General features: G+C 61.2%; 20 protein-coding genes. 6 read left to right on the top strand and 14 right to left on the bottom strand.

What is annotated here, in order from left to right; genetic code table 11:
- Positions 1 to 21: 21 nt before the first annotated feature.
- Positions 22 to 816 carry a lysophospholipid acyltransferase family protein gene (locus J2T60_RS00570; RefSeq protein WP_366518270.1) on the bottom strand — a complete coding sequence of 265 codons (795 nt, stop codon included), beginning with the start codon at positions 814 to 816 and terminating at the stop codon, positions 22 to 24.
- 53 nt (positions 817 to 869) lie between these two features.
- Between J2T60_RS00570 and xerD the strand changes: the two genes are divergently transcribed.
- Positions 870 to 1,751 (top strand): site-specific tyrosine recombinase XerD, encoded by an 882-nt coding sequence (gene xerD / locus J2T60_RS00575; RefSeq protein ID WP_374728475.1) that lies wholly within the window; start codon positions 870 to 872, stop codon positions 1,749 to 1,751.
- 24 nt (positions 1,752 to 1,775) lie between these two features.
- Here the strand turns inward: xerD and J2T60_RS00580 are convergent, their stop codons facing one another.
- The 10 genes from J2T60_RS00580 to metG all read right to left on the bottom strand — a co-directional run bounded on the left by J2T60_RS00580 (position 1,776) and on the right by metG (position 11,249).
- Complete coding sequence (locus J2T60_RS00580) at positions 1,776 to 2,522, bottom strand: DsbC family protein (protein ID WP_253443938.1); 747 nt, start codon at positions 2,520 to 2,522, stop codon at positions 1,776 to 1,778.
- Positions 2,523 to 2,654: 132 nt separating this feature from the next.
- Positions 2,655 to 3,092, bottom strand: coding sequence for a DUF1841 family protein (locus J2T60_RS00585; RefSeq protein ID WP_253443941.1), 438 nt, complete (start codon positions 3,090 to 3,092; stop codon positions 2,655 to 2,657).
- Positions 3,093 to 3,125: 33 nt separating this feature from the next.
- Positions 3,126 to 3,758, bottom strand: coding sequence for an endonuclease III (nth, locus tag J2T60_RS00590; RefSeq protein ID WP_253443944.1), 633 nt, complete (start codon positions 3,756 to 3,758; stop codon positions 3,126 to 3,128).
- Positions 3,755 to 4,429 (bottom strand): electron transport complex subunit E, encoded by a 675-nt coding sequence (locus J2T60_RS00595; protein ID WP_253447513.1) that lies wholly within the window; start codon positions 4,427 to 4,429, stop codon positions 3,755 to 3,757. The genes nth and J2T60_RS00595 overlap by 4 nt, the downstream gene beginning before the upstream one ends.
- 86 nt (positions 4,430 to 4,515) lie before the next feature.
- Positions 4,516 to 5,175, bottom strand: coding sequence for an electron transport complex subunit RsxG (gene rsxG, locus J2T60_RS00600; protein ID WP_253443947.1), 660 nt, complete (start codon positions 5,173 to 5,175; stop codon positions 4,516 to 4,518).
- 6 nt (positions 5,176 to 5,181) lie between these two features.
- A complete protein-coding gene (gene rsxD, locus J2T60_RS00605) occupies positions 5,182 to 6,216 on the bottom strand; it encodes an electron transport complex subunit RsxD (protein WP_253443950.1) in 1,035 nt (344 codons plus the stop codon).
- Positions 6,217 to 7,749, bottom strand: coding sequence for an electron transport complex subunit RsxC (rsxC, locus tag J2T60_RS00610; protein WP_253443952.1), 1,533 nt, complete (start codon positions 7,747 to 7,749; stop codon positions 6,217 to 6,219).
- 64 nt (positions 7,750 to 7,813) lie between these two features.
- On the bottom strand, positions 7,814 to 8,353 hold the full coding sequence (rsxB, locus tag J2T60_RS00615) for an electron transport complex subunit RsxB (protein ID WP_253443955.1): 540 nt from the start codon (positions 8,351 to 8,353) through the stop codon (positions 7,814 to 7,816).
- 138 nt (positions 8,354 to 8,491) lie between these two features.
- Complete coding sequence (rsxA, locus tag J2T60_RS00620) at positions 8,492 to 9,073, bottom strand: electron transport complex subunit RsxA (protein ID WP_253443958.1); 582 nt, start codon at positions 9,071 to 9,073, stop codon at positions 8,492 to 8,494.
- Between the two features lie 103 nt (positions 9,074 to 9,176).
- On the bottom strand, positions 9,177 to 11,249 hold the full coding sequence (metG, locus tag J2T60_RS00625; protein WP_253443960.1) for a methionine--tRNA ligase: 2,073 nt from the start codon (positions 11,247 to 11,249) through the stop codon (positions 9,177 to 9,179).
- A gap of 564 nt (positions 11,250 to 11,813) precedes the next feature.
- Here metG and apbC point away from each other — a divergent pair.
- Positions 11,814 to 12,893 carry an iron-sulfur cluster carrier protein ApbC gene (apbC, locus tag J2T60_RS00630; RefSeq protein WP_253443963.1) on the top strand — a complete coding sequence of 360 codons (1,080 nt, stop codon included), beginning with the start codon at positions 11,814 to 11,816 and terminating at the stop codon, positions 12,891 to 12,893.
- Positions 12,894 to 12,986: 93 nt separating this feature from the next.
- On the top strand, positions 12,987 to 13,553 hold the full coding sequence (gene dcd, locus J2T60_RS00635; protein WP_253443965.1) for a dCTP deaminase: 567 nt from the start codon (positions 12,987 to 12,989) through the stop codon (positions 13,551 to 13,553).
- A 21-nt stretch (positions 13,554 to 13,574) separates the two neighbouring features.
- Here the strand turns inward: dcd and J2T60_RS00640 are convergent, their stop codons facing one another.
- Genes J2T60_RS00640 through purM form a run of 3 tightly spaced genes read right to left on the bottom strand, consistent with a single transcriptional unit; the run spans position 13,575 to position 16,008 of the window.
- The gene (locus J2T60_RS00640; protein ID WP_253443967.1) at positions 13,575 to 14,309 is read right to left on the bottom strand and encodes a DUF3108 domain-containing protein; all 735 of its coding nucleotides are present in this window, start codon (positions 14,307 to 14,309) and stop codon (positions 13,575 to 13,577) included.
- Complete coding sequence (purN, locus tag J2T60_RS00645) at positions 14,306 to 14,983, bottom strand: phosphoribosylglycinamide formyltransferase (RefSeq protein WP_253443969.1); 678 nt, start codon at positions 14,981 to 14,983, stop codon at positions 14,306 to 14,308. The genes J2T60_RS00640 and purN overlap by 4 nt, the downstream gene beginning before the upstream one ends.
- On the bottom strand, positions 14,980 to 16,008 hold the full coding sequence (gene purM, locus J2T60_RS00650) for a phosphoribosylformylglycinamidine cyclo-ligase (RefSeq protein WP_253443971.1): 1,029 nt from the start codon (positions 16,006 to 16,008) through the stop codon (positions 14,980 to 14,982). Before purM ends, purN begins: the two co-directional genes overlap by 4 nt.
- Before the next feature lie 150 nt (positions 16,009 to 16,158).
- On the opposite strand from purM, the gene J2T60_RS00655 reads away from it, so the two are divergent.
- Genes J2T60_RS00655 through hda form a run of 3 tightly spaced genes read left to right on the top strand, consistent with a single transcriptional unit; the run spans position 16,159 to position 18,520 of the window.
- The gene (locus J2T60_RS00655) at positions 16,159 to 17,253 is read left to right on the top strand and encodes a DUF2066 domain-containing protein (protein ID WP_253443973.1); all 1,095 of its coding nucleotides are present in this window, start codon (positions 16,159 to 16,161) and stop codon (positions 17,251 to 17,253) included.
- Complete coding sequence (locus tag J2T60_RS00660) at positions 17,250 to 17,810, top strand: CDP-alcohol phosphatidyltransferase family protein (RefSeq protein ID WP_253443975.1); 561 nt, start codon at positions 17,250 to 17,252, stop codon at positions 17,808 to 17,810. Before J2T60_RS00655 ends, J2T60_RS00660 begins: the two co-directional genes overlap by 4 nt.
- Positions 17,807 to 18,520, top strand: coding sequence for a DnaA regulatory inactivator Hda (gene hda / locus J2T60_RS00665; protein ID WP_253443978.1), 714 nt, complete (start codon positions 17,807 to 17,809; stop codon positions 18,518 to 18,520). The genes J2T60_RS00660 and hda overlap by 4 nt, the downstream gene beginning before the upstream one ends.
- The last annotated feature ends 1 nt before the right edge of the window (position 18,521 follow it).

Here is an 18,521-nt window from a genome sequence, read left to right on the forward strand (position 1 = left end):
CTGAACCATGCAATTCTCATGCTATTCACGATCCGGCTCGTTTAGTGCTGATAGTATTGCTTCTCTGGCTTGAGTTTGTAGCCGTAAGCGTTCCTGTCGGCTGCGCAGCTCGGGAATCAATGGCTGATGCATTGTTATTACGATGCGAGTACCTGCTAGTATGCAGTAGGACTGTGCTGGCAATGCGCGGCGAGTCCCATTGATAGTGATGGGGCAGATCGGGATACCGTGCTTTACTGCGGTCACAAATGCGCCGGAGCGAAAGGGCAGCAGTCCAGACTGTCGTTTGAATGTGCCTTCTGGAAAGATCCCGATGGCCTTGCCCTGGGCGGCGCCTTGAAGGATGGCATGACTGTCGGCAGATGCTCTTGCGCTATTGCCCCCTCGATCCACGAAAAGAGAACCCAGGCGCCGTAGCAGCAGTCCGACCAAAGGGAAGTCCGCCATTTCACGTTTAATCACGAAGGTGAATCGTGGTGGAAGAATGGCGGTTAGCAGAATGCCATCCAGATAGGAGGCATGGTTGGCGACCACGATGCAGCGTCCCGGAGGAAGCGATGGCAGGCCATGGGCTTGTATACGCAATCCCAGGAGCCTCAATAGGCCCCTGGCCGATGCTCGCGCCATTCTGCGTCGACGCAGTTGTCCTGGGATCAGGCAGATGATAGAAGCATTCCCCAGGGTCCAGAGGCTCGCCAAGGGCAGGGACACTACGCTCCCAAGGCGGCTGAGCCAGTTTTCCAAGGGCTTTCTGGGCTCGATTTCCCCATGAGGGCCAAAGTTTGACATAATAATTTGTGAGAGCTTATTAACCATGTCGGATGAGAAGCATAATGAGTCAGAAACGGAGTCAGGAAATTAACGGGAGCATGGATTCCATCGAGCGATTTCTGGATGCCATGTGGATGGAACGCGGGTTATCCGAAAATACCCTGGCGGCCTATCGGGCTGACCTTCAGAATTTAGCCAAATGGGCGCAAGGGGTGGAGCGTGAAGTGGAAACCCTGGCTCGAGACGATATTCTGGAGTTTTTGGCTTGGAGAGTCCAGCAGGGGGCTCGTCCCCGTTCCACGGCACGTCAGTTATCCAGTATTCGACGATATTTTCGTTATTTGGTCCGGGAGGGGCGACGTTCGGATGATCCATCGTCGGATATTGAGATGCCACGCCTGGGACGGCCACTGCCGAAATCCCTGGGCGAGAGTGAAGTGGAGGCCCTTCTGGCAGCGCCGGAGGTTGAGAAGCCCCTGGGGCTGCGTGATCGTGCCATGCTGGAGTTACTCTATGCCACCGGGCTGAGGGTGTCGGAGTTGGTGTCTTTGCGACTGGACCAGGTCAATCTGCGCCAGGGCGTGATTCGTATTAACGGAAAGGGTGAACGAGAGCGACTGGTGCCCTTGGGTGAGGAGTCTCAGGCCTGGCTGCAGCGATATGTTGAGGAAGGCCGGTCAGGTATTCTGGGGGGGCGGCAGAGTCCCTTCCTGTTTCCCACTCGTCGCAGTGAGCATATGACCCGCCAGGCCTTCTGGCACATTATCAAGCGCTACGCCCAGCGGGCTGGCATATCCCGGGGGCTTTCTCCCCATACGCTTCGCCATGCCTTTGCCACCCATCTGCTGAACAATGGCGCGGATCTGCGGGTGGTGCAGATGTTGTTGGGGCACAGTGATGTCTCCACCACGCAGATTTATACACATGTGGCTCGGGAGCGGCTCAAGAGCCTGCATGAAGAGCACCACCCCCGTGGCTGACGGGGCCTAGGGCAAGATCGGGCTTCAGTCTCCATTTTCCAGGTCGCGAATACGGCTGATTAGATTATCGGCCGGCACATAACCCCGGATGATATGGCCTGATTCGGTGATGATGGTTGGTGTACCGCTGACCTGCATCTGGCGGCCCAGTTGGAAGTGGGCCTCGGTGGGCGTTTCTTCGCAGGTATCACCCTGCAGGTTGGCGCCGCTCTTTGCTTCATCCATGGCTTCATGCTTGTCGTCTGCGCACCAGACTTGATCGGATTTCTCCCAGGCTGCCGTACCTTCCCCGCCTCGTGGATAGAACAGATAGTGGACGGAGATACCCGCCTTGTTGAGCTCATCCATGTCCCGATGCAGCTGTCGGCAATATCCGCAATCAATATCGGTGAAAACCGTGATGTTGAAGGCTTCCTCCTCGGCTATATAGCTGAGCCGTGTTTCCGGGTCCACTCCCGACAATGTCTCGCGGCGGGCCTCGGCACGATCGGCCTCACTGAGATTTTCCCGGCTGGGAAGGTGGATCATGTCACCCTGGAAAAGGTGCTCCCCTTCCTCATCCACATAGACCACTTCCGGTCCAATGGTGAGTATCCACAAGCCGTCGATGGGGCTGGGGCGCAATTGCTCCCGGGAAATGCTGAGATTGGGCAGGTGTTGTTCCAGATTCTTCAGGATGATGTCCTTGTGGTCCTGTTCCGCAGCCAGGGGTGCACTGCCCATTATGCCAACAGCCAGCATGAGGTAATAAACCAGGGTCTTGAATCTCATCTGTCTCTCCCACAACCTTCACGCCCTCGGGCGGCTTGGCTGCCTACTATATGCGTATAGAAGCGTCGGCCAATGGCTCAACTGCCAGCTCACCATGCATCATATCAGTCCGATTTCCTTTTGCGCAGCAGCTTAGGGTGTCAATCCCGCCAGCCGCCGAACCCGACTCAGATAGGCCGTTTCATCCGGTGGCAGGCCCTGCCTTTGGGCATTCCAGAGGATTTCGCCCAGGATCTCCATGATTTCATGCTCAGCCCGCATGGGGTTGCCTAGCGTCCGGCACAGCTCGGCGTGGGCTTCCCGGATCCCGGGGGGCCTGTCCACGGCAATCTGCTCCCGGATGGTGATGTGCATCCCCATATGCAGGAAAGGATTCTCCTGGCCGTGTTCAGGCGTCCATTCTTGCCCAATGCCACGGTCTCCGGATTCCAGCAGCCCCTGGTACTCCGGGTGTTCCTCAATGACCCCGGCAATGATTTTCTCCAGGTCCTGCAGCGGTTCACCGGCCCGGGCCTTGTCCCAGGTCCGGATGAACATTTGCCGAACCTGGTCGCGATCGGCATCAAACATGGGCGTATCTCACCATGGCGGCGTGCAGAATATTCACAGGGGCTTCTCCGGCCATTCGCAAAGATCCGCGATGGGGCAGTTGAAACAGTCGGGTTTTCTCGCTTTGCAAACATAGCGGCCGTGCAGGATCAGCCAGTGATGGGCATCCCGCTTGAATTCAGGGGGCGTGACCTTCATCAGCTTGTCTTCCACGGTGCGTACGGTTTTACCCGGTGCCAGGCCTGTCCGATTGGAGACGCGGAAAATATGGGTATCCACGGCAATGGTGGGTTCACCGAAGGCGGTGTTAAGGATGACATTGGCGGTTTTTCGGCCCACCCCCGGCAAGGCTTCAAGGGATTGGCGGTCCCGGGGTACTTCACCGTCGTGTTCTTCCAGCAATTTTCGGCAGGTCTTGATGATATTGGCGGCTTTGCTGTTATACAGACCAATGGTCTTTATGTAGTCCTTCAAGCCTTCTTCGCCCAGCGCCAGAATGGCCTCCGGCGTGTTGGCCACGGGGAACAAGCGCTTGGTGGCCTTATTCACGCCCACATCCGTGGCCTGGGCAGACAAGGCCACGGCCACCAACAACTCGAAGGGTGTACGGTAGTTTAGCTCCGTGGTGGGGGCCGGGTTCGCTGTCCGCAGGCGCTGAAAGATTTCGCGGCGCTTTTCGGCGTTCATGTTGAAACCCTCCTGATTGCCCCCGCTTTCACGGTGGCGGCGCTAGCCCGGGCATCCAGCCAGTTCTTCAGTGCCACCAGCAGGCCCAGGCCGATGAAGGCCCCCGGCGGCAGAACCGCCAACAGGAATCCGTCATAGGCAGGAATGGGGCGGAGGGTGATGTCCATGGCGCTACCGAACATCATCTCGGCACCTGAGAACAGCGTGCCCTGTCCCAGCAGTTCCCGGAAGCCACCCAGGACAATCAACACGGCCGCGAAACCCAGCCCCATGGCAAGGCCATCGGCGGCGGCCCGGGGTACGGGGTTGCGTGAGGCGAAGGCTTCGGCGCGTCCAATGATGGTGCAGTTGGTCACAATCAGGGGGATGAAAATGCCGAGTACTTGGTAGAGGTCGTGGAAGAAGGCGTTCATTGCCAACTCCACCGCCGTGACCAGGGCGGCGATAATCATGACGAAGACCGGAATCCGTATCTCCGGATGCACCGCATGGCGAATGGCGGAGACGGCCAGGTTGGAGCCCAGGAGAACGAACAGGGTCGCGAGGCCCAGGCCAAGGCCATTGATGGCGGTCCCAGTAACCGCTAGCAAGGGACATAAACCCAGGAGCTGGACCAGGCCCGGGTTATTGGTCCAAAGGCCCTCTCGGGCGATGTTGCGGTAGTTCGTCATAGACAAGTGAACAGTTCCCCATTCTCAGCAAACAGCAAGTCGGTGATGTGGCCCGTGAGCCGGATATCTGGCACGGCCGCTCCCATTCACTGCTCAGGGTCTTGCGGGAACGTTTCTTCGGGAAATATCAGTGGCTTGTTGGTCTCGAAGTATACCAAACCTCGCCGCACCGCCCGGACCACTGCCCGAGGGGTAATGGTGGCCCCGGTGAATTGATCAAATTCGCCACCATCGGCCTGGACCTGCCACTTCTCATCAGCCGCATCGCCCAGTTGTCTGCCCTGGAAATCGTGAATCCAGTCGGAGCGTCGGGCCTCGATGGGGTCCCCCAGGCCGGGGGTCTCGGAGTGTCTTGTCACTCGAACGCCGGCGATTCGTCCGTCCATGTGCACTCCCATCAGTAGATGGATGGGGCCGCCATAACCGTCTGGGGCCACCAGCGGGAAGATGGCTGCAACCGGCTCGCCCTCCTTGAAGGCCCGGTGGATTACCACCGAAGGTTCCAGGTTGAGTCCGGTCACATCCTGAAGCTCAATGGTGTCTTCCACCAGGTCGTTGTCATAGGCATCGGCGGGCAGTATTTCCTGAAGGCTGGCCAGCCGGGCGCGGCGCTCATTCTCCGCAATGCGGTCCCGGGTCAGTTGTTCGGTCAGGGCCACCAGGCCGCCACCCACCACTGCAAAAATGGCCAACAGGCCAGCGCTGATCACCATGGAGCGAATTACTTGGCTTCGAGTTACTTTCATGATGGCTTACTTTTGATGGCCATAGGCTCTCGGCTTGGTGTAGCGGTCAATCAGCGGGACCGCCATGTTCATCAGCAGTACCGCGAAGGCCACCGCATCCGGATAGCCCCCCCAGCTGCGAATGGCATAGATCAGAAAACCGATACCGGCGCCATAAATCAGCCGCCCGGTGCGGGTGGTACTGGCGGAAACCGGATCGGTGGCAATGAAGAAAGCACACAGTAGGGTGGCGCCGCTGAACAGATGAAAGGCCGGCGAGGCATGGCTGCCCGGGTCCAGCAGATAGAAGAAGGTGGCCGGAATCAATACGCCTGCAAGCACGGCCACTGGAATCTGCCAGCGAATGACCTTTTTGTAGATCAGCCAGATGCCGCCCAGCAGCACGCCATTGCCGATCCATTCCCAGCCATAGCCGCCCAGGTCTCCGAAGCGGGGATCGGCGGTGATTTCGGCGATGGTACGGGCCTGGCCCAGCTCCGTGCGCATCACATCCAGTGGTGTGGCCCGACTGATGGCATCCAGGCTGGCTCCGGGCAGCTCGCCGGTGAGGATGGCCACCAGCTGGGCCCAGGCGGTGGGGAACTGGCCGTCTTCCATCAGTTGGCGGGGCGGCAGCCACTGGGTCATCTCCACGGGGAAGGAGATCAGCAAAACCACATAACCGGCCATGGCCGGATTGAAGGGATTGTGCCCCAAGCCCCCGTAAAGGTGTTTGGCGAAGATGATGGCAAAGGCCACGCCGGTGACCGTGATCCACCAGGGCGTGGTGGGGGGCAGACAGAAGGCCAGCAGGACGGCGGTGACAATCGCGCTCAGGTCCAGCAGATGGGCCCGGATGGCCTTACCCCGAAGATAGAGCATCATCACTTCGGCCAACAGGGCGGTGGCCGAGGCAATGACAATATTGAAGACGATCCCCCAGCCGAAGAACCAAACCCAGACCAGCAGTGCCGGTACCAGGGCCAGCAGCACCCGCAGCATCATGGTGGTGATGGAGTTCTGCGGCGCCAGGTGGGGCGCCGGCCCGGTGGGGAATCGCATTTAATTGTCGCCCTTTTTGCGCTGCTTGACCCGGGACATGATGGCGTCGAGCTCGGACTTCACCTTATCATCCCCCTTCTTTCGACCAGCCAGGGCCTTTTTCTTTTCTTCATGCCGACGTTTCTTTTCCTCGGCTTCCCGCGCCAGTCGGGCCTGACGTTGTTCATATCGGGCTCGGGCAATGTCCGATTTCTCCCGATCCCGTTGCCGGGCCCAGATTTCGGTCTTGGCCGCCCGAAAATACTGAACCAGGGGGATATGGCTGGGGCAGACCACGTCGCAGCAGCCACATTCAATGCAATCGAAGAGGTGGAAATTCTCCACGCCTTCCCAGTCTCGCTCATGGGCATGCCAGTAGAGCTGTTGGGGCAGCAGCCCCGCGGGACAGGTCTCGGCACATTCACCACAGCGGATGCAGGGCATCGACTGCTTCTCCAACAGGATTTCACTGTTGTCGGCGGCCAGGATACAGGTGGTCCCCTTGACCACCGAAACCTCATCCGAGCCCAGGGCAAAGCCCATCATGGGCCCACCCATGATCAGACGCGCCACCGAATCGGTATAGCCACCGCAGAAGGCCACCAGATCCGCCACGGGGGTGCCTAGGCGGGCAATCACATTGCGAGGGGCAGTGACCCCATTGCCAGTCACCGTCACCACCCGTTCAGTCAGGGCCTCCCCGTGGTGGATGGCCCGCCAAGCGGCGCGCGCCGTACCCACGTTGTGGCAGATGACGCCAATATCGGCCGGCAGGCCCCGGCTGGGAACTTCCCGCCCGGTGAGGGTCTGGATCAGCTGGCGTTCCCCCCCTTCGGGATAGATGGTAGGGACCGCCACCCGGCGAATGCGATCATCACTGTAGCGGGCCAGGGCCTCGTCCACCGCGGCCATGGCCTGGGGGGTGTCGTTTTCGATGGCGATCAGGGCCTGGGAGGCATGCAGGGCGGTAAGCATGACCGCCGTACCCGCCACCACTTCATCCGCCTTTTCCCGCAGCAAACGATCATCACAGCTGATATAGGGTTCGCACTGGGCGCCATTGATGATCAAGGTCTCAATGGGGCGCTCGGCGGTGGGATTGAGTTTCACATGGGTGGGGAAGGCCGCCCCGCCCAGGCCCGCCACCCCGCACTCTCGCAGGCGATTGCGCAGGCGCGAGGGGTGCACGGCGGCAGGGTCTTCAATAGGCGCCTTGGTTTCGGCCGCCTCATCCAGACCATCGGCTTCAATGACGATGCATTCGGCCAAAAGCCCCGAGGGGTGGGGGATGGGTCGGGGAAGAATGCCGGTGACCGTTCCCGAAGTGGGGGCATGGATGGGCAGGCTGAGATAGCCTTCCGCCCGGGCGATGACCTGCCCGCGAAGCACCCGATCACCCACGCTGACTCGGGCCTGGGCTGGATCCCCCTCGTGCTGCAACAGGGGCAGCACATATTCAAAGCCCAGGGGCACACGCGCCAGGGGCTTGGCCGTGGACTGGTCCTTGCGCGCCTCCAGCGCCAGACCGCCGGGAAATCCGTGTAATGTCTGCATGCTTGCCGGTCCTGGAGAATCCCTGAAAGCCTCGGGAAGGCACAGAGGTTGCTGTGACTAAGGGCTATTGTAGCTTGTCCGGGAAGGGCGGCCGCCAGTCACTGATAGCGTGGCGCCGCGGCACCATGTCGATGCAATCCACCGGGCAGGGCTCGATGCAAAGGTCGCAGCCGGTGCACTCGTCTTCGATCACCGTGTGCATCTGCTTGGCCGCGCCCAGGATGGCATCCACCGGACAGGCCTGAATGCACTTGGTGCAGCCTATGCAGACGTCTTCGTCAATCACCGCCACCTTGGGGACATCCTCTTCCCCGTTTTCCGGGTTCAGAGGCTTGGGGTCCCGGTCCAACAAATCCGCCAGGGCCACAATGGTGGATTCCCCGCCGGGCGGACATTGATTGATATCGGCTTCCCCCTTGGCAATGGCCTCGGCATAGGGGCGGCAGCCCGGAAAGCCGCATTGGCCACACTGGGTCTGGGGCAGCAGAGCATCCACCTGGTCCGCCACCGGGTCCCCCGCCACCTTGAAGCGCACGGCCGCAAAGCCCAGCACCAGGCCAAAGGCGCCCGCCAATCCCGATAATGTGAGAACCGCTTCAATCATGGTTTTTCTGTTCTATCTCCGTACGACGGAATGACACTAAAAAAGGTGGCCTTTGTTGTGGGAGCGGCATTCTTGCCGCGATTAAGGCCTCAAGATGCCCTGTCGCGGCAGGAATGCCGCTCCCACAGATCGATTTCCTTACCCCGTCACCAGACCGGAGAAGCCCATGAAGGCCAAAGACATCATGCCGGCGGTGATCAGGCCGATGGCGGCCCCCCGGAAGGGGGTGGGGATGTCGGCCCCGGCCATCCGTTCACGCAGGCCAGCGAAGAGGATCAGCACCAGACAAAAGCCCACGGCGGCGCCAAAGCCGAACACCAGGGACTCGAAAAAGCCGTGGGCCTCCTGCACATTGAGCAGGGCGACCCCCAGTACGGCACAGTTCGAGGTGATCAGGGGCAGGAAGATGCCCAATACCTGGTACAGCAATGGACTGGTTTTCTTCACCACCAGTTCCGTGAACTGGACCACCCCGGCGATGGCCAGAATAAAGGCAATGGTGCGCAGGTATTCCAGCCCCAGGGGCGCCAGCAGATAGGCATTGATCAAATACCCGGCCATGGAGGCAATGGTCAGTACGAAGGCCGTGGCCAGGGCCATGCCGGCCGCCGTTTCCAGCTTGCGCGAGACCCCCATGAAGGGGCACAGCCCCAGAAACTGCACCAGCACGAAGTTGTTGACCAGTACCGTTGCCAGGAGGATGAGCGCAAGCTCGGTCATGGCCTCACCTCTATATGACCTCGCCGTAGGAGCGAATTTATTCGCGATCTGCGCTTGCCGCCGGTTGAATCGCGAATAAATTCGCTCCTACGGGGGCGTTGATTTATTTCACCCGCATCCCGGGTGTTGCACCGGAATCCGGTTCCAGAATGTGCAGGCTTTCTCCGTCGCCGGCGGCCAGCACCATGCCTTCGGAGACCCCGAATCGCATCTTGCGGGGCTTGAGATTGGCCACCATGACGGTGAGCTTGCCTTCCAGCTGTTCCGGGGCATAGGCGGACTTGATGCCGGCAAAGACCTGGCGGGTCTCTCCGCCGATGTCCAGTTGCAGGCGCAGCAGCTTGTCCGCACCTTCCACGTGTTCGGCCTGTGCGATCTTCGCCACGCGAAGATCGACTTTCATGAAGTCATCAATGGTGCATTCCGGGGCCAGCTCATCCACGGCGGTCTTCTCCTGTTGACTGTTCTTTTTGCCGGCATCGGCGGCGGTCTGCGCTTCCAGGTTTTCCTTGGAGGCCTCCAGCAGCTTGTCGATCTGCTCGGGCTCCACCCGGGTGAGCAGGGGCTTGAACTTGCGAATCCGGTGATTCACCAGGGGTTCGGCCAGCTGATCCCATTGGGGGGCGTCGATGTTGAGGAAGTGTTCGGCCCGTTCGGCCAGGGCCGGGACTACCGGGCGCAGATAGCCCACCAATACCCGGAAACTGTTCAGGGCCGCGGTGCAGATGGCCTGAACTTCGGCCAGCCGGGCTTCTTCCTTGGCCAGGGTCCAGGGCGCCTTCTCGCTGACGTACTGGTTGACCCGGTCGGCCAGGGCCATGATCTTGCGCATGGCCTGGGAAAAGGCCCGTCGCTCGAAGTCGGCGGCGATCTCATCGGAGGCGGCCACGATGTCCTGGTAAAGCGCCTCACCTTCCGGCTCCATCTCGCTACCCAGGCGGTTATCGAATTTCTTGCGCACAAAGCCGGCGGTGCGACTGGCGATATTCACCAGCTTGCCTACCAAGTCCGAGTTCACCCGGTTGGTGAAATCGGACAGGCTCAGATCGATGTCTTCGACCCGGTCGGAGAGCTTGGCGGCGAAGTAATAGCGCAGGTATTCCCCGTCCAGGTGATCCAGCCAGGTCCGGGCCTGGATGAAGGTGCCCCGGGATTTGGACATCTTCTGCCCGTCCACGGTGAGAAAGCCGTGGGCCCAGACCGCGGTGGGGCGGCGGAAACCGGCCCCGTGCAGAATGGCCGGCCAGAACAGGGCATGGAAGTAGATGATGTCCTTGCCGATGAAGTGATAGACCTCGGTCTGATCTTCCTGTCCGGCGGCCCAGAAATCATCGAAATTCAGGCCGCTGCGCTCGCAAAGTTGGCGGAAGCTGGCCATATAGCCCATGGGGGCATCCAGCCAGACATAGAAGAACTTGCCCGGGGCATCGGGGATCTCGAAGCCGAAGTAGGGCGCATCCCGGGAGATATCCCAGTCCTGCAGGCCGGCGTCGAACCATTCCTGGAGCTTGGCCGAAACCGCTTCCTGGAGGTTGTTTTGCGCCTTGCCGTCGGCCCCGGTCCATTCCCGCAGCATGGCTTCGAAGTCGGCCAGGCGGAAGAAGTAATGCTCCGATTCCCGTTCCACCGGCGTGCTGCCGGAGACCACCGAGACCGGGTTTTTCAGCTCGGCCGGGGAATAGGTGGCACCACAGACCTCGCAGGAGTCGCCGTACTGGTCCTCGGCGCCACACTTGGGGCATTCCCCGCGGATGAAGCGGTCGGGCAGGAACATGCCTTCCTGTTCATCGTAAGCCTGTCGAATGGTCCGGGAATCAATATGACCGGCCTCACGCAGCCGTACATAGATGGTCTCGGCCAGCACCCGGTTCTCTTCGGAATGGGTGCTGTGATAATTATCGAAGCCGATGCGAAACTCGTCGAAATCCCGCTTGTGGCTGTCCGCCAGTTTCCGGATCAGTTCCTCAGGGGAAATGCCTTCCTGGCGGGCCTTGAGCATGATGGGGGTGCCATGGGCATCCTCGGCGCAGACGTAATGGCATTCATGGCCGCGCATTTTCTGGAAGCGCACCCAGATATCGGTCTGGATGTATTCCAGCATGTGACCCAGGTGCAGATGACCATTGGCGTAGGGCAGGGCGCTGGTAACGAGGATCCGGCGTCGCTTCTCGCTCATGAGCGTATCGGGCTCCGGTGAAAATGGGAAAAGGTCGGAAAAACAAGCCCCTTATTATGCCACAAGCACCCTGTCTCTAGCAGACGAAGGCGCTTGGGCGCCCCAAATCTATCGCCAGCGCCTTCAAGCCAAGAAGATCGCCTCCTGTGCCCGTCTTTTCACTCTAAAATTAGACACGAAGGACACGAAGGGTGGAGTTGGGTTGAGACTATTTCACGCGGAGATCACGGAGAACACAGAGGAATGCAATGGGGGTGGCAGCTGTGGGAGCGGCGTCCGCCGCGATTTCCAGACAGCTCGCTATTGATCGCGGCGGACGCCGCTCCCATAAGGGAATGCTACCTCCCAACAATAATCCCCCTTCGTGTCCTCCTGCCTTTCTTCGTGCCCTTCGTGTTCGTTTTTCTCTTTAAAATCAATCACGAAGAACGCGAAGAAAGGCAGAAGGATACGAAGGGTGGATAAGCGACTGGCGGAATCGCGGATGAATCCGCTGCCATGGTCATTATCCGGGCCGGCATTTGCTAGAATGCGGCCTCATTTTATGGACAAGCTCGGAGCCCCATGAGCAACGAGATTCTTGAGCGCATCGAAACCCTGATTGGGGATTTTGACGATCCCGTGCTGGGTCGGGTCCTGCAGGGGGCCCGTGTCACCGTGGATACGGAGTCGCCGCTGTCTTTGCGGCTCACCCTGGGTTGGCCGGCGGCTGGCATCCGTGAATCGTTAGCCGAGTCGGTGGCCGAGTGGTTGGCTGCGCGTTTGGATGAGACGCCTGCGGTCTCCATCGATTGGGAGATCGCCAGCCATGCCGTGCAGGGTTCGCTCAAGCCCATGGCGGGGGTGAAGAATATTATCGCCGTGGCCTCCGGCAAGGGTGGCGTGGGCAAGTCCACAACGGCTGCCAATCTGGCCCTGGCCCTGGCCGCCGAGGGGGCCTCGGCGGCCGTCCTGGATGCCGATATCTACGGCCCCAGCCAGCCCCGCATGCTGGGGGCCGAAGGCCGCCCCACCACCCGGGACGGCAAGACCATGCAGCCCCTTCAGGCCCATGGCATCGGGGTAATGTCGGTGGGCTTCCTGATGGATCCGGAACAGCCCATGGTCTGGCGGGGCCCCATGGTGACCCAGGCTCTGAACCAGTTGATTTCCGATACCGACTGGGGGGATCTGGATTATCTGATCGTGGACATGCCGCCTGGTACCGGGGATATTCAGCTGACCCTGGCCCAGCGGGTGCCGGTGAGTGGCGCGGTCATTGTCACCACGCCCCAGGAAATTTCCTTGCTGGACGCCCGCAAGGGCCTGAAGATGTTCCAGAAGGTGGATGTGCGGGTATTGGGTATCGTGGAAAACATGGGGACCCATGTCTGCAGCCAATGCGGACATGAAGATCACATTTTCGGTGAAGGCGGGGGCCAGCGATTGGCTCAACAGTTCGACACCCCGCTACTGGCCAGCCTGCCTCTGGACCCCAAGATCCGCGAAGAGGTGGACGGCGGCCGACCTTCAGTGATCAGTGATCCCGATGGGGCCATCGCCCACCGCTATCGGGACATGGCCCGCCGCATGGCCCGGGAGCTGGCCATCCAGGGTGGCGAAGCCGAGGCGGCGTTTCCGAACATCTCAGTCGTGGATGATTGAGATGCAGCTACAAGCTTCAAACCCGAAAGACCAACACAGACGCAAGGCCAACACCCCTGTGTGTTGAAACCGATAAAGCAGAGGGAGACCAACGTGAGCATCAAGTCCGATCGCTGGATTCGGCGCATGGCCGAGCAGGAAGGGATGATCGAGCCTTTTGAAGCGGGACAGGTCAAGACCCGCGACGGGGAGCGGCTGATTTCCTATGGGACATCCAGCTATGGCTATGATGTTCGCTGCTCGCGACACTTCAAGATATTCACGAACATTAATTCGGCCATCGTCGATCCCAAGGGTTTTGACGACAAGAGCTTCGTGGATGTGGAATCGGATGTCTGTATTATCCCACCCAACTCCTTTGCCTTGGCCAGCACGGTGGAATACTTCCGCATTCCCCGCAGTGTGCTGACCATCTGCCTGGGCAAGTCCACCTATGCCCGCTGCGGCATCATCGTCAACGTGACCCCGCTGGAGCCGGAATGGGAAGGCCATGTGACCCTGGAGTTTTCCAACACCACGCCCCTGCCGGCCAAGATCTATGCCAATGAAGGGGTGGCCCAGATGCTGTTTCTGGAGTCGGACGAGATCTGCGAAGTGTCCTACAAGGATCGGGGCGGCAAGTACCAGGGGCAGCGCGGGGTCACTCTGCCCAAAGCCTAGTTTTACGGTCTGGCCCTGTTGCTATTGCCCGGGGTGGTCGGTGTCTTCGAGTTCCATGCGGACGGTGCGCTCCCCCGGTTCCCGCTGCTCCAGTTGTACCGGCAGATAACCCAGTTCCGGTGCCATCCAGACGGCCAGCACCCGGTCCGAGTCCTTGTCTTCCATGTCCACCCGCAGGGTGGTGAATCGTCCAGCCCGTGTCCGGATTCCTTCCTCGCCGCGATAGCGCAATCGCTGCTCGAAGTGCTCATCCCGATCCACGATCAGATACTGCTCCGGGCGTTCTCCCCGCGCCAGGTCCCGCATCAGGGCGTACTGGGCCAGGAAGCGATCCAGGCTGCCGGGGCGGGCATCCATTTCACCCTGATTACCGTCGTCATCGTAGCGGACCGTACCCCGGTCCCAGTCCACGTCCAGCAGCCGCTCCCGGCGGGGCTCGTCGCCCTCCAGGTGCAGGTAGTGATAACTGTGCAGGACCAGACCTTCATCGCCGATGCTGAAACGGGATTCCTCTGTGATCACGTCATCACGGAACATGGCCACCATGCCGGCGGGCTCGCTGATGGATCGCCATAGCCATTGGTCATTTTCATGGGATTCCAGCTGGAAGCGGGTGGCGGCTCCGCGCATGGAACCGTAAAAGGCCCGGTATTCCGCTTCAAAGGCCTGGGGCTCGGGCTGGTCCGCCACGGCGGGGGTGGTGATGACGGCCAGCACCAGGGTGATGAGCCAGGTCCAGTTGGCGCGATGGGTCATTCCAGTGTCTCCTTGTCCCAGGCCAGCTTGAGCGGGGCCTTTAAGGGGGTGTTATCCAGAAGGACGGCTTCGTCCCGCATGCTCAGCCGGCCTTCCACGGCCAGCTTGATAACCATCGGGTAGAGCATACGTTCTCTGGCACGGGTGCGGGCCTCAAGTTCCTCTGCCGTATCCCCCGGGTAAACCGGCACCTCGGCCTGGGCAATCACCGGGCCGCCGTCCAGGGCTTCGGTAACAAAATGAATACTGCAGCCGTGAAGGCTTTCCCCGGCCTCCAGGGCCCGTTGATAGGTGTTCAGACCCCGGTAGGCCGGGAGCAGGGAAGGGTGGGTGTTGAGCATGCGGCCCTGGTAACGCTCTACGAAAGCCTTGCCCAGAATGCGCATGTAGCCGGCCAGGATGATCCAGTCGGGTTGGTAACGATCAATGGCTTCGGCCATGGCCTGTTCATGGCTTTCGCGATCCGGGTGATCCCGGCGGGGAACCGCCACCGCTGCATAACCGTGCTCCCGGGCCAGGGTCAGACCATGGGCCTTGGGCCGATCACTGACAACCGCGGCGATCTGGGCCGGCATCCGACCCCGGCCGCAGGCCGTTTCCAGCGCCTGATAAGTGCTGCCCCGGCCGGAGAGCAGCACCACCAGGGAGGCATTCTCGGGCGAGCGGGGGGTCACCGGTATTCAACACCGTCGACGCCGTTCTTGACCCGGCCAATGCGATAGACCTGTTCACCCTGGGCGGTGAGGCGTTGCAGGGCGGCATCGGCTTCCTCGGCCGGCACGATGACCACCATGCCGATCCCGCAGTTGAAGGTTCGGCGCATCTCCGCTATTTCAATATCCCCGGCTTCCTGCAGCCACTGGAACAGCGGCGGCAGGGGCCAGGCATTGCCGTCCAGCTCCACACCCAGGCCTTTTGGCAGAACCCGGGGAATATTCTCGGTGAGACCGCCACCGGTGATGTGGGCGGCGCCATGGACCCGGCCATTTCGGAATAGATCCAGCAGGGCGCGGACATAGATGCGGGTGGGGGCCAAAAGCGCCTCTTTCAGGGGCCGGCCGTCGATCTCCACCGAATCGGCATCGTCTGATTGCTCAAGAATCTTGCGAACCAGGGAGTAGCCGTTGGAGTGCACCCCGCTGGAACCCAGGCCGAGGACCACATCCCCGTCCTGGATCCGGCTACCATCGATGATCTCATCCTTCTCTACGATGCCCACGGTGAAACCGGCCAGATCGTAGTCGCCGTCCTGGTACATGCCGGGCATTTCCGCCGTTTCACCCCCGATCAGGCCGGCCCCGGCCTGACGGCAGCCCTCGGCAATGCCCTTGACCACCGATTCGGCCACATCAACGTCCAGCTTGCCGGTGGCGTAGTAGTCCAGGAAAAACAGGGGTTCGGCGCCCAGGACCACGATGTCGTTGACGCACATGGCGACAAGATCAATGCCCACCGTATCGTGCCGGCCTGTTTCCAGGGCCAGGCGCAGTTTGGTGCCCACCCCGTCGGTGCCCGAGACCAGGACGGGCTTGCGATAGCCCTCCGGCAACTCGAACAGGCCGCCGAAGCCGCCCAGGCCGGTTACCACCCCGTCCCGGCGGGTGGCGGCCACGGCCGGGCCAATGCGTTTTACCAGCTCTTCCCCGGCATCGATGTCGACACCGGCATTACGGTAGGTCAAGGGGCGTTTGCTGCTCATGAATGCTTCCAGTTTCATCGCTTTAGGTGGCCGCCGGGCGGTCTGCCTGGGCGCGCGGCTGTGGTATTGTACATGAGCTTGGGTGGGGCCCGGCAGGGCCGGAACACGTCATTACCGCCCCTAATGGACTGCGAGTACGGAAATAGCCTGATGAATCGATATATTGCCTTCCAATGGATGGGCCTGCTGATGCTGGCCCTGTTTTGGCTATCGGCGCCTGTTCAGGCCGCCGGGGTCAGCGGGGATGCCTTGTACGAGGCGGAAGTGACGGTGCCTGACCGGAGCGATGCCAGTCGGCAGGAAGGGACCCGCCAAGCCGGACAGCGGGTGCTGACCCGAATTACCGGGGAGCGTGACCCCGAGTCGCAGGAATCCCTGGCCACGCTGGTGGAAGCCATGCCGCGGCTGGTGGAGCGCTTCAGCATTCAGTCCCGCGAGGATGAACTGATTCTGTCGGTCAGCTTTGACGCCGAGGCCGTGGATCGCCTGGTGCGTCAGGCCGATGCGCCATTGTGGGGGCGGGAACGCCCGCGCGCCCTGGTGTGGCTGGCGGTCAGGGATGGCCGGGATCGTGACCTGCTGACCGAAGATGAGGTTCGTGAGCAGGCCGGTTCAGTGCTGGATGCCGCGCAAGAGCGGGGTTTGCCCCTACTGTTTCCCATCATGGACCTGGAAGACCGGGCCGCAGTGGATTTTGCCGATATCTGGGGCGGCTTTGATGAGCGGGCGCTGGAGGCCTCCGCTCGTTATGGGCCCAATGCCATCCTGATTGGCCGGGTGGATCGGGCTTCCGGTGATCGCTGGGAAGGCCGCTGGACGCTTTACCAGCCGGATGGTTCGGTGCGTTGGCGCGGCAGCCTGGCAGACCGAGAGGAAGTCCTTGGAGATGGCATCCACGAGATGGCCGATCGTCTGGCCCGGCGCTTTGCCGTTCGTGGCGGGGTTGGTAGTGATGATGAGGTTCGCTTGCGGATTCAGGGCCTGGGCGAGCTGGAGGATTATGTCCGAGTGGAACGGCATTTGCGGGGGCTGACCCCGGTGGAGCAGATTCGTCTGGAGTCCCTGCAAAGCGATACGGCCATTTTTCGGATTCAGGCCCGGGGTGGTCGCCAGAGCCTGGAACAGGCAATTGAGCTGGGTGATCGCCTCGCGCGGGTCGACGGCAGCGCCGCGACGGATGAAGATCAAGTCACCGCTGGCCTGATCCCGGTGGAAGCCATGCCAACCTACCGGGTGCGACCATGAGTTTGCGCTGGCTGCCTAATGCCTTGAGCCTCCTGCGCTTGCTGTTGATCCCGCCCATGATCGGGCTACTGCTTAATGATGCCTATTTCTGGACCCTGGTGCTGTTCGCCCTGGCCGGCATCTCCGATGGTGTGGATGGCTGGCTGGCCAAGCGTTTTGGCTGGCAGAGCCGTCTTGGTGCGCTGTTGGATGCTGCGGCCGACAAGCTCTTGATGGCCTCGGTGTTCATTACGCTGGGCTGGATCGGCTTGGTTCCGGTCTGGTTGGTGGCCCTGGTCTTTGTCCGTGACCTGTGGATTGTCCTGGGAGCCTGGTATAACCGGCATCATTTGGCCAACTTTCGGGTCACCCCGCGGTTGACCAGCAAGATCAATACGGCCGTGCAGGTGGGTTTTGTGCTGGTGGTGATTGCGGATGCCGCCTGGAACCTGCTCAATGAATCCTTGATGGCCGGTGCGGTGACCGTGGCCACCCTCTCCGTGGTGGTCAGCGGCCTGGATTACCTTCAGGACTGGCTGCGTCGCATTGGCCGGGCCGGCCGCCGGGAGCAGGCATGAGTCCAGCCGCCATGGGTACTCAGCTGCCTCTGGGCGTCACCCTGCCACTGGAGACCCGATTGCGGGATTTTGTTCCGGGCAGTAACGGCGAGGCATTGGCCGCCGCCGAGGCCGTGGCGGAAGGCCGGCTCAGTGGTTGTTTGTATTTTGCCGGGTCGGCGGCCAGCGGCAAGTCCCACCTGCTGCAGGGGATTTGCCGGCAAGCCCATGGCGCCGGCCAGATGACCGCCTATCTGCCGCTCTCGGACAAGGCCCTCAGGGACCCGGAGTTGCTCCAGGGCTGGGACGGTTTTGACCTGGTCTGCATCGATGACCTGGACGCCATGGTGGGGGATTTCGCCTGGGAGCGGGCGCTGTTTCGCCTCTACGAGGGGATTAAGGAGCAGGCCGGCAGCCTAGTGGTGACGGCCAAGGACCTACCGGGCAATCTGGGCCTGGATCTGCCCGACCTGGCCTCCCGCTTGGCATCCGGGCCGGTCTATCAGCTGAGTCCGCCCGATGATCAGACCCTGGCGGTTGCCTTGACACAGCGCATGGAACGCCAGGGGTTGGTTCTGCCCGAGGAGAGCGCCCGCTGGTTGCTACGCCGCGCCCGGCGAGACATGCATACCCTGATGGCGCTGGCCGATCGCCTGGATCGCCTCTCCCTCAGTGCTCAGCGGCGCCTGACCATCCCCTTCCTGCGGGAGGCCCTGGACCCCGAACTCTAGC

Source organism: Natronospira proteinivora, assembly GCF_024170465.1.
Taxonomy (GTDB): Bacteria; Pseudomonadota; Gammaproteobacteria; order Natronospirales; family Natronospiraceae; genus Natronospira; species Natronospira proteinivora.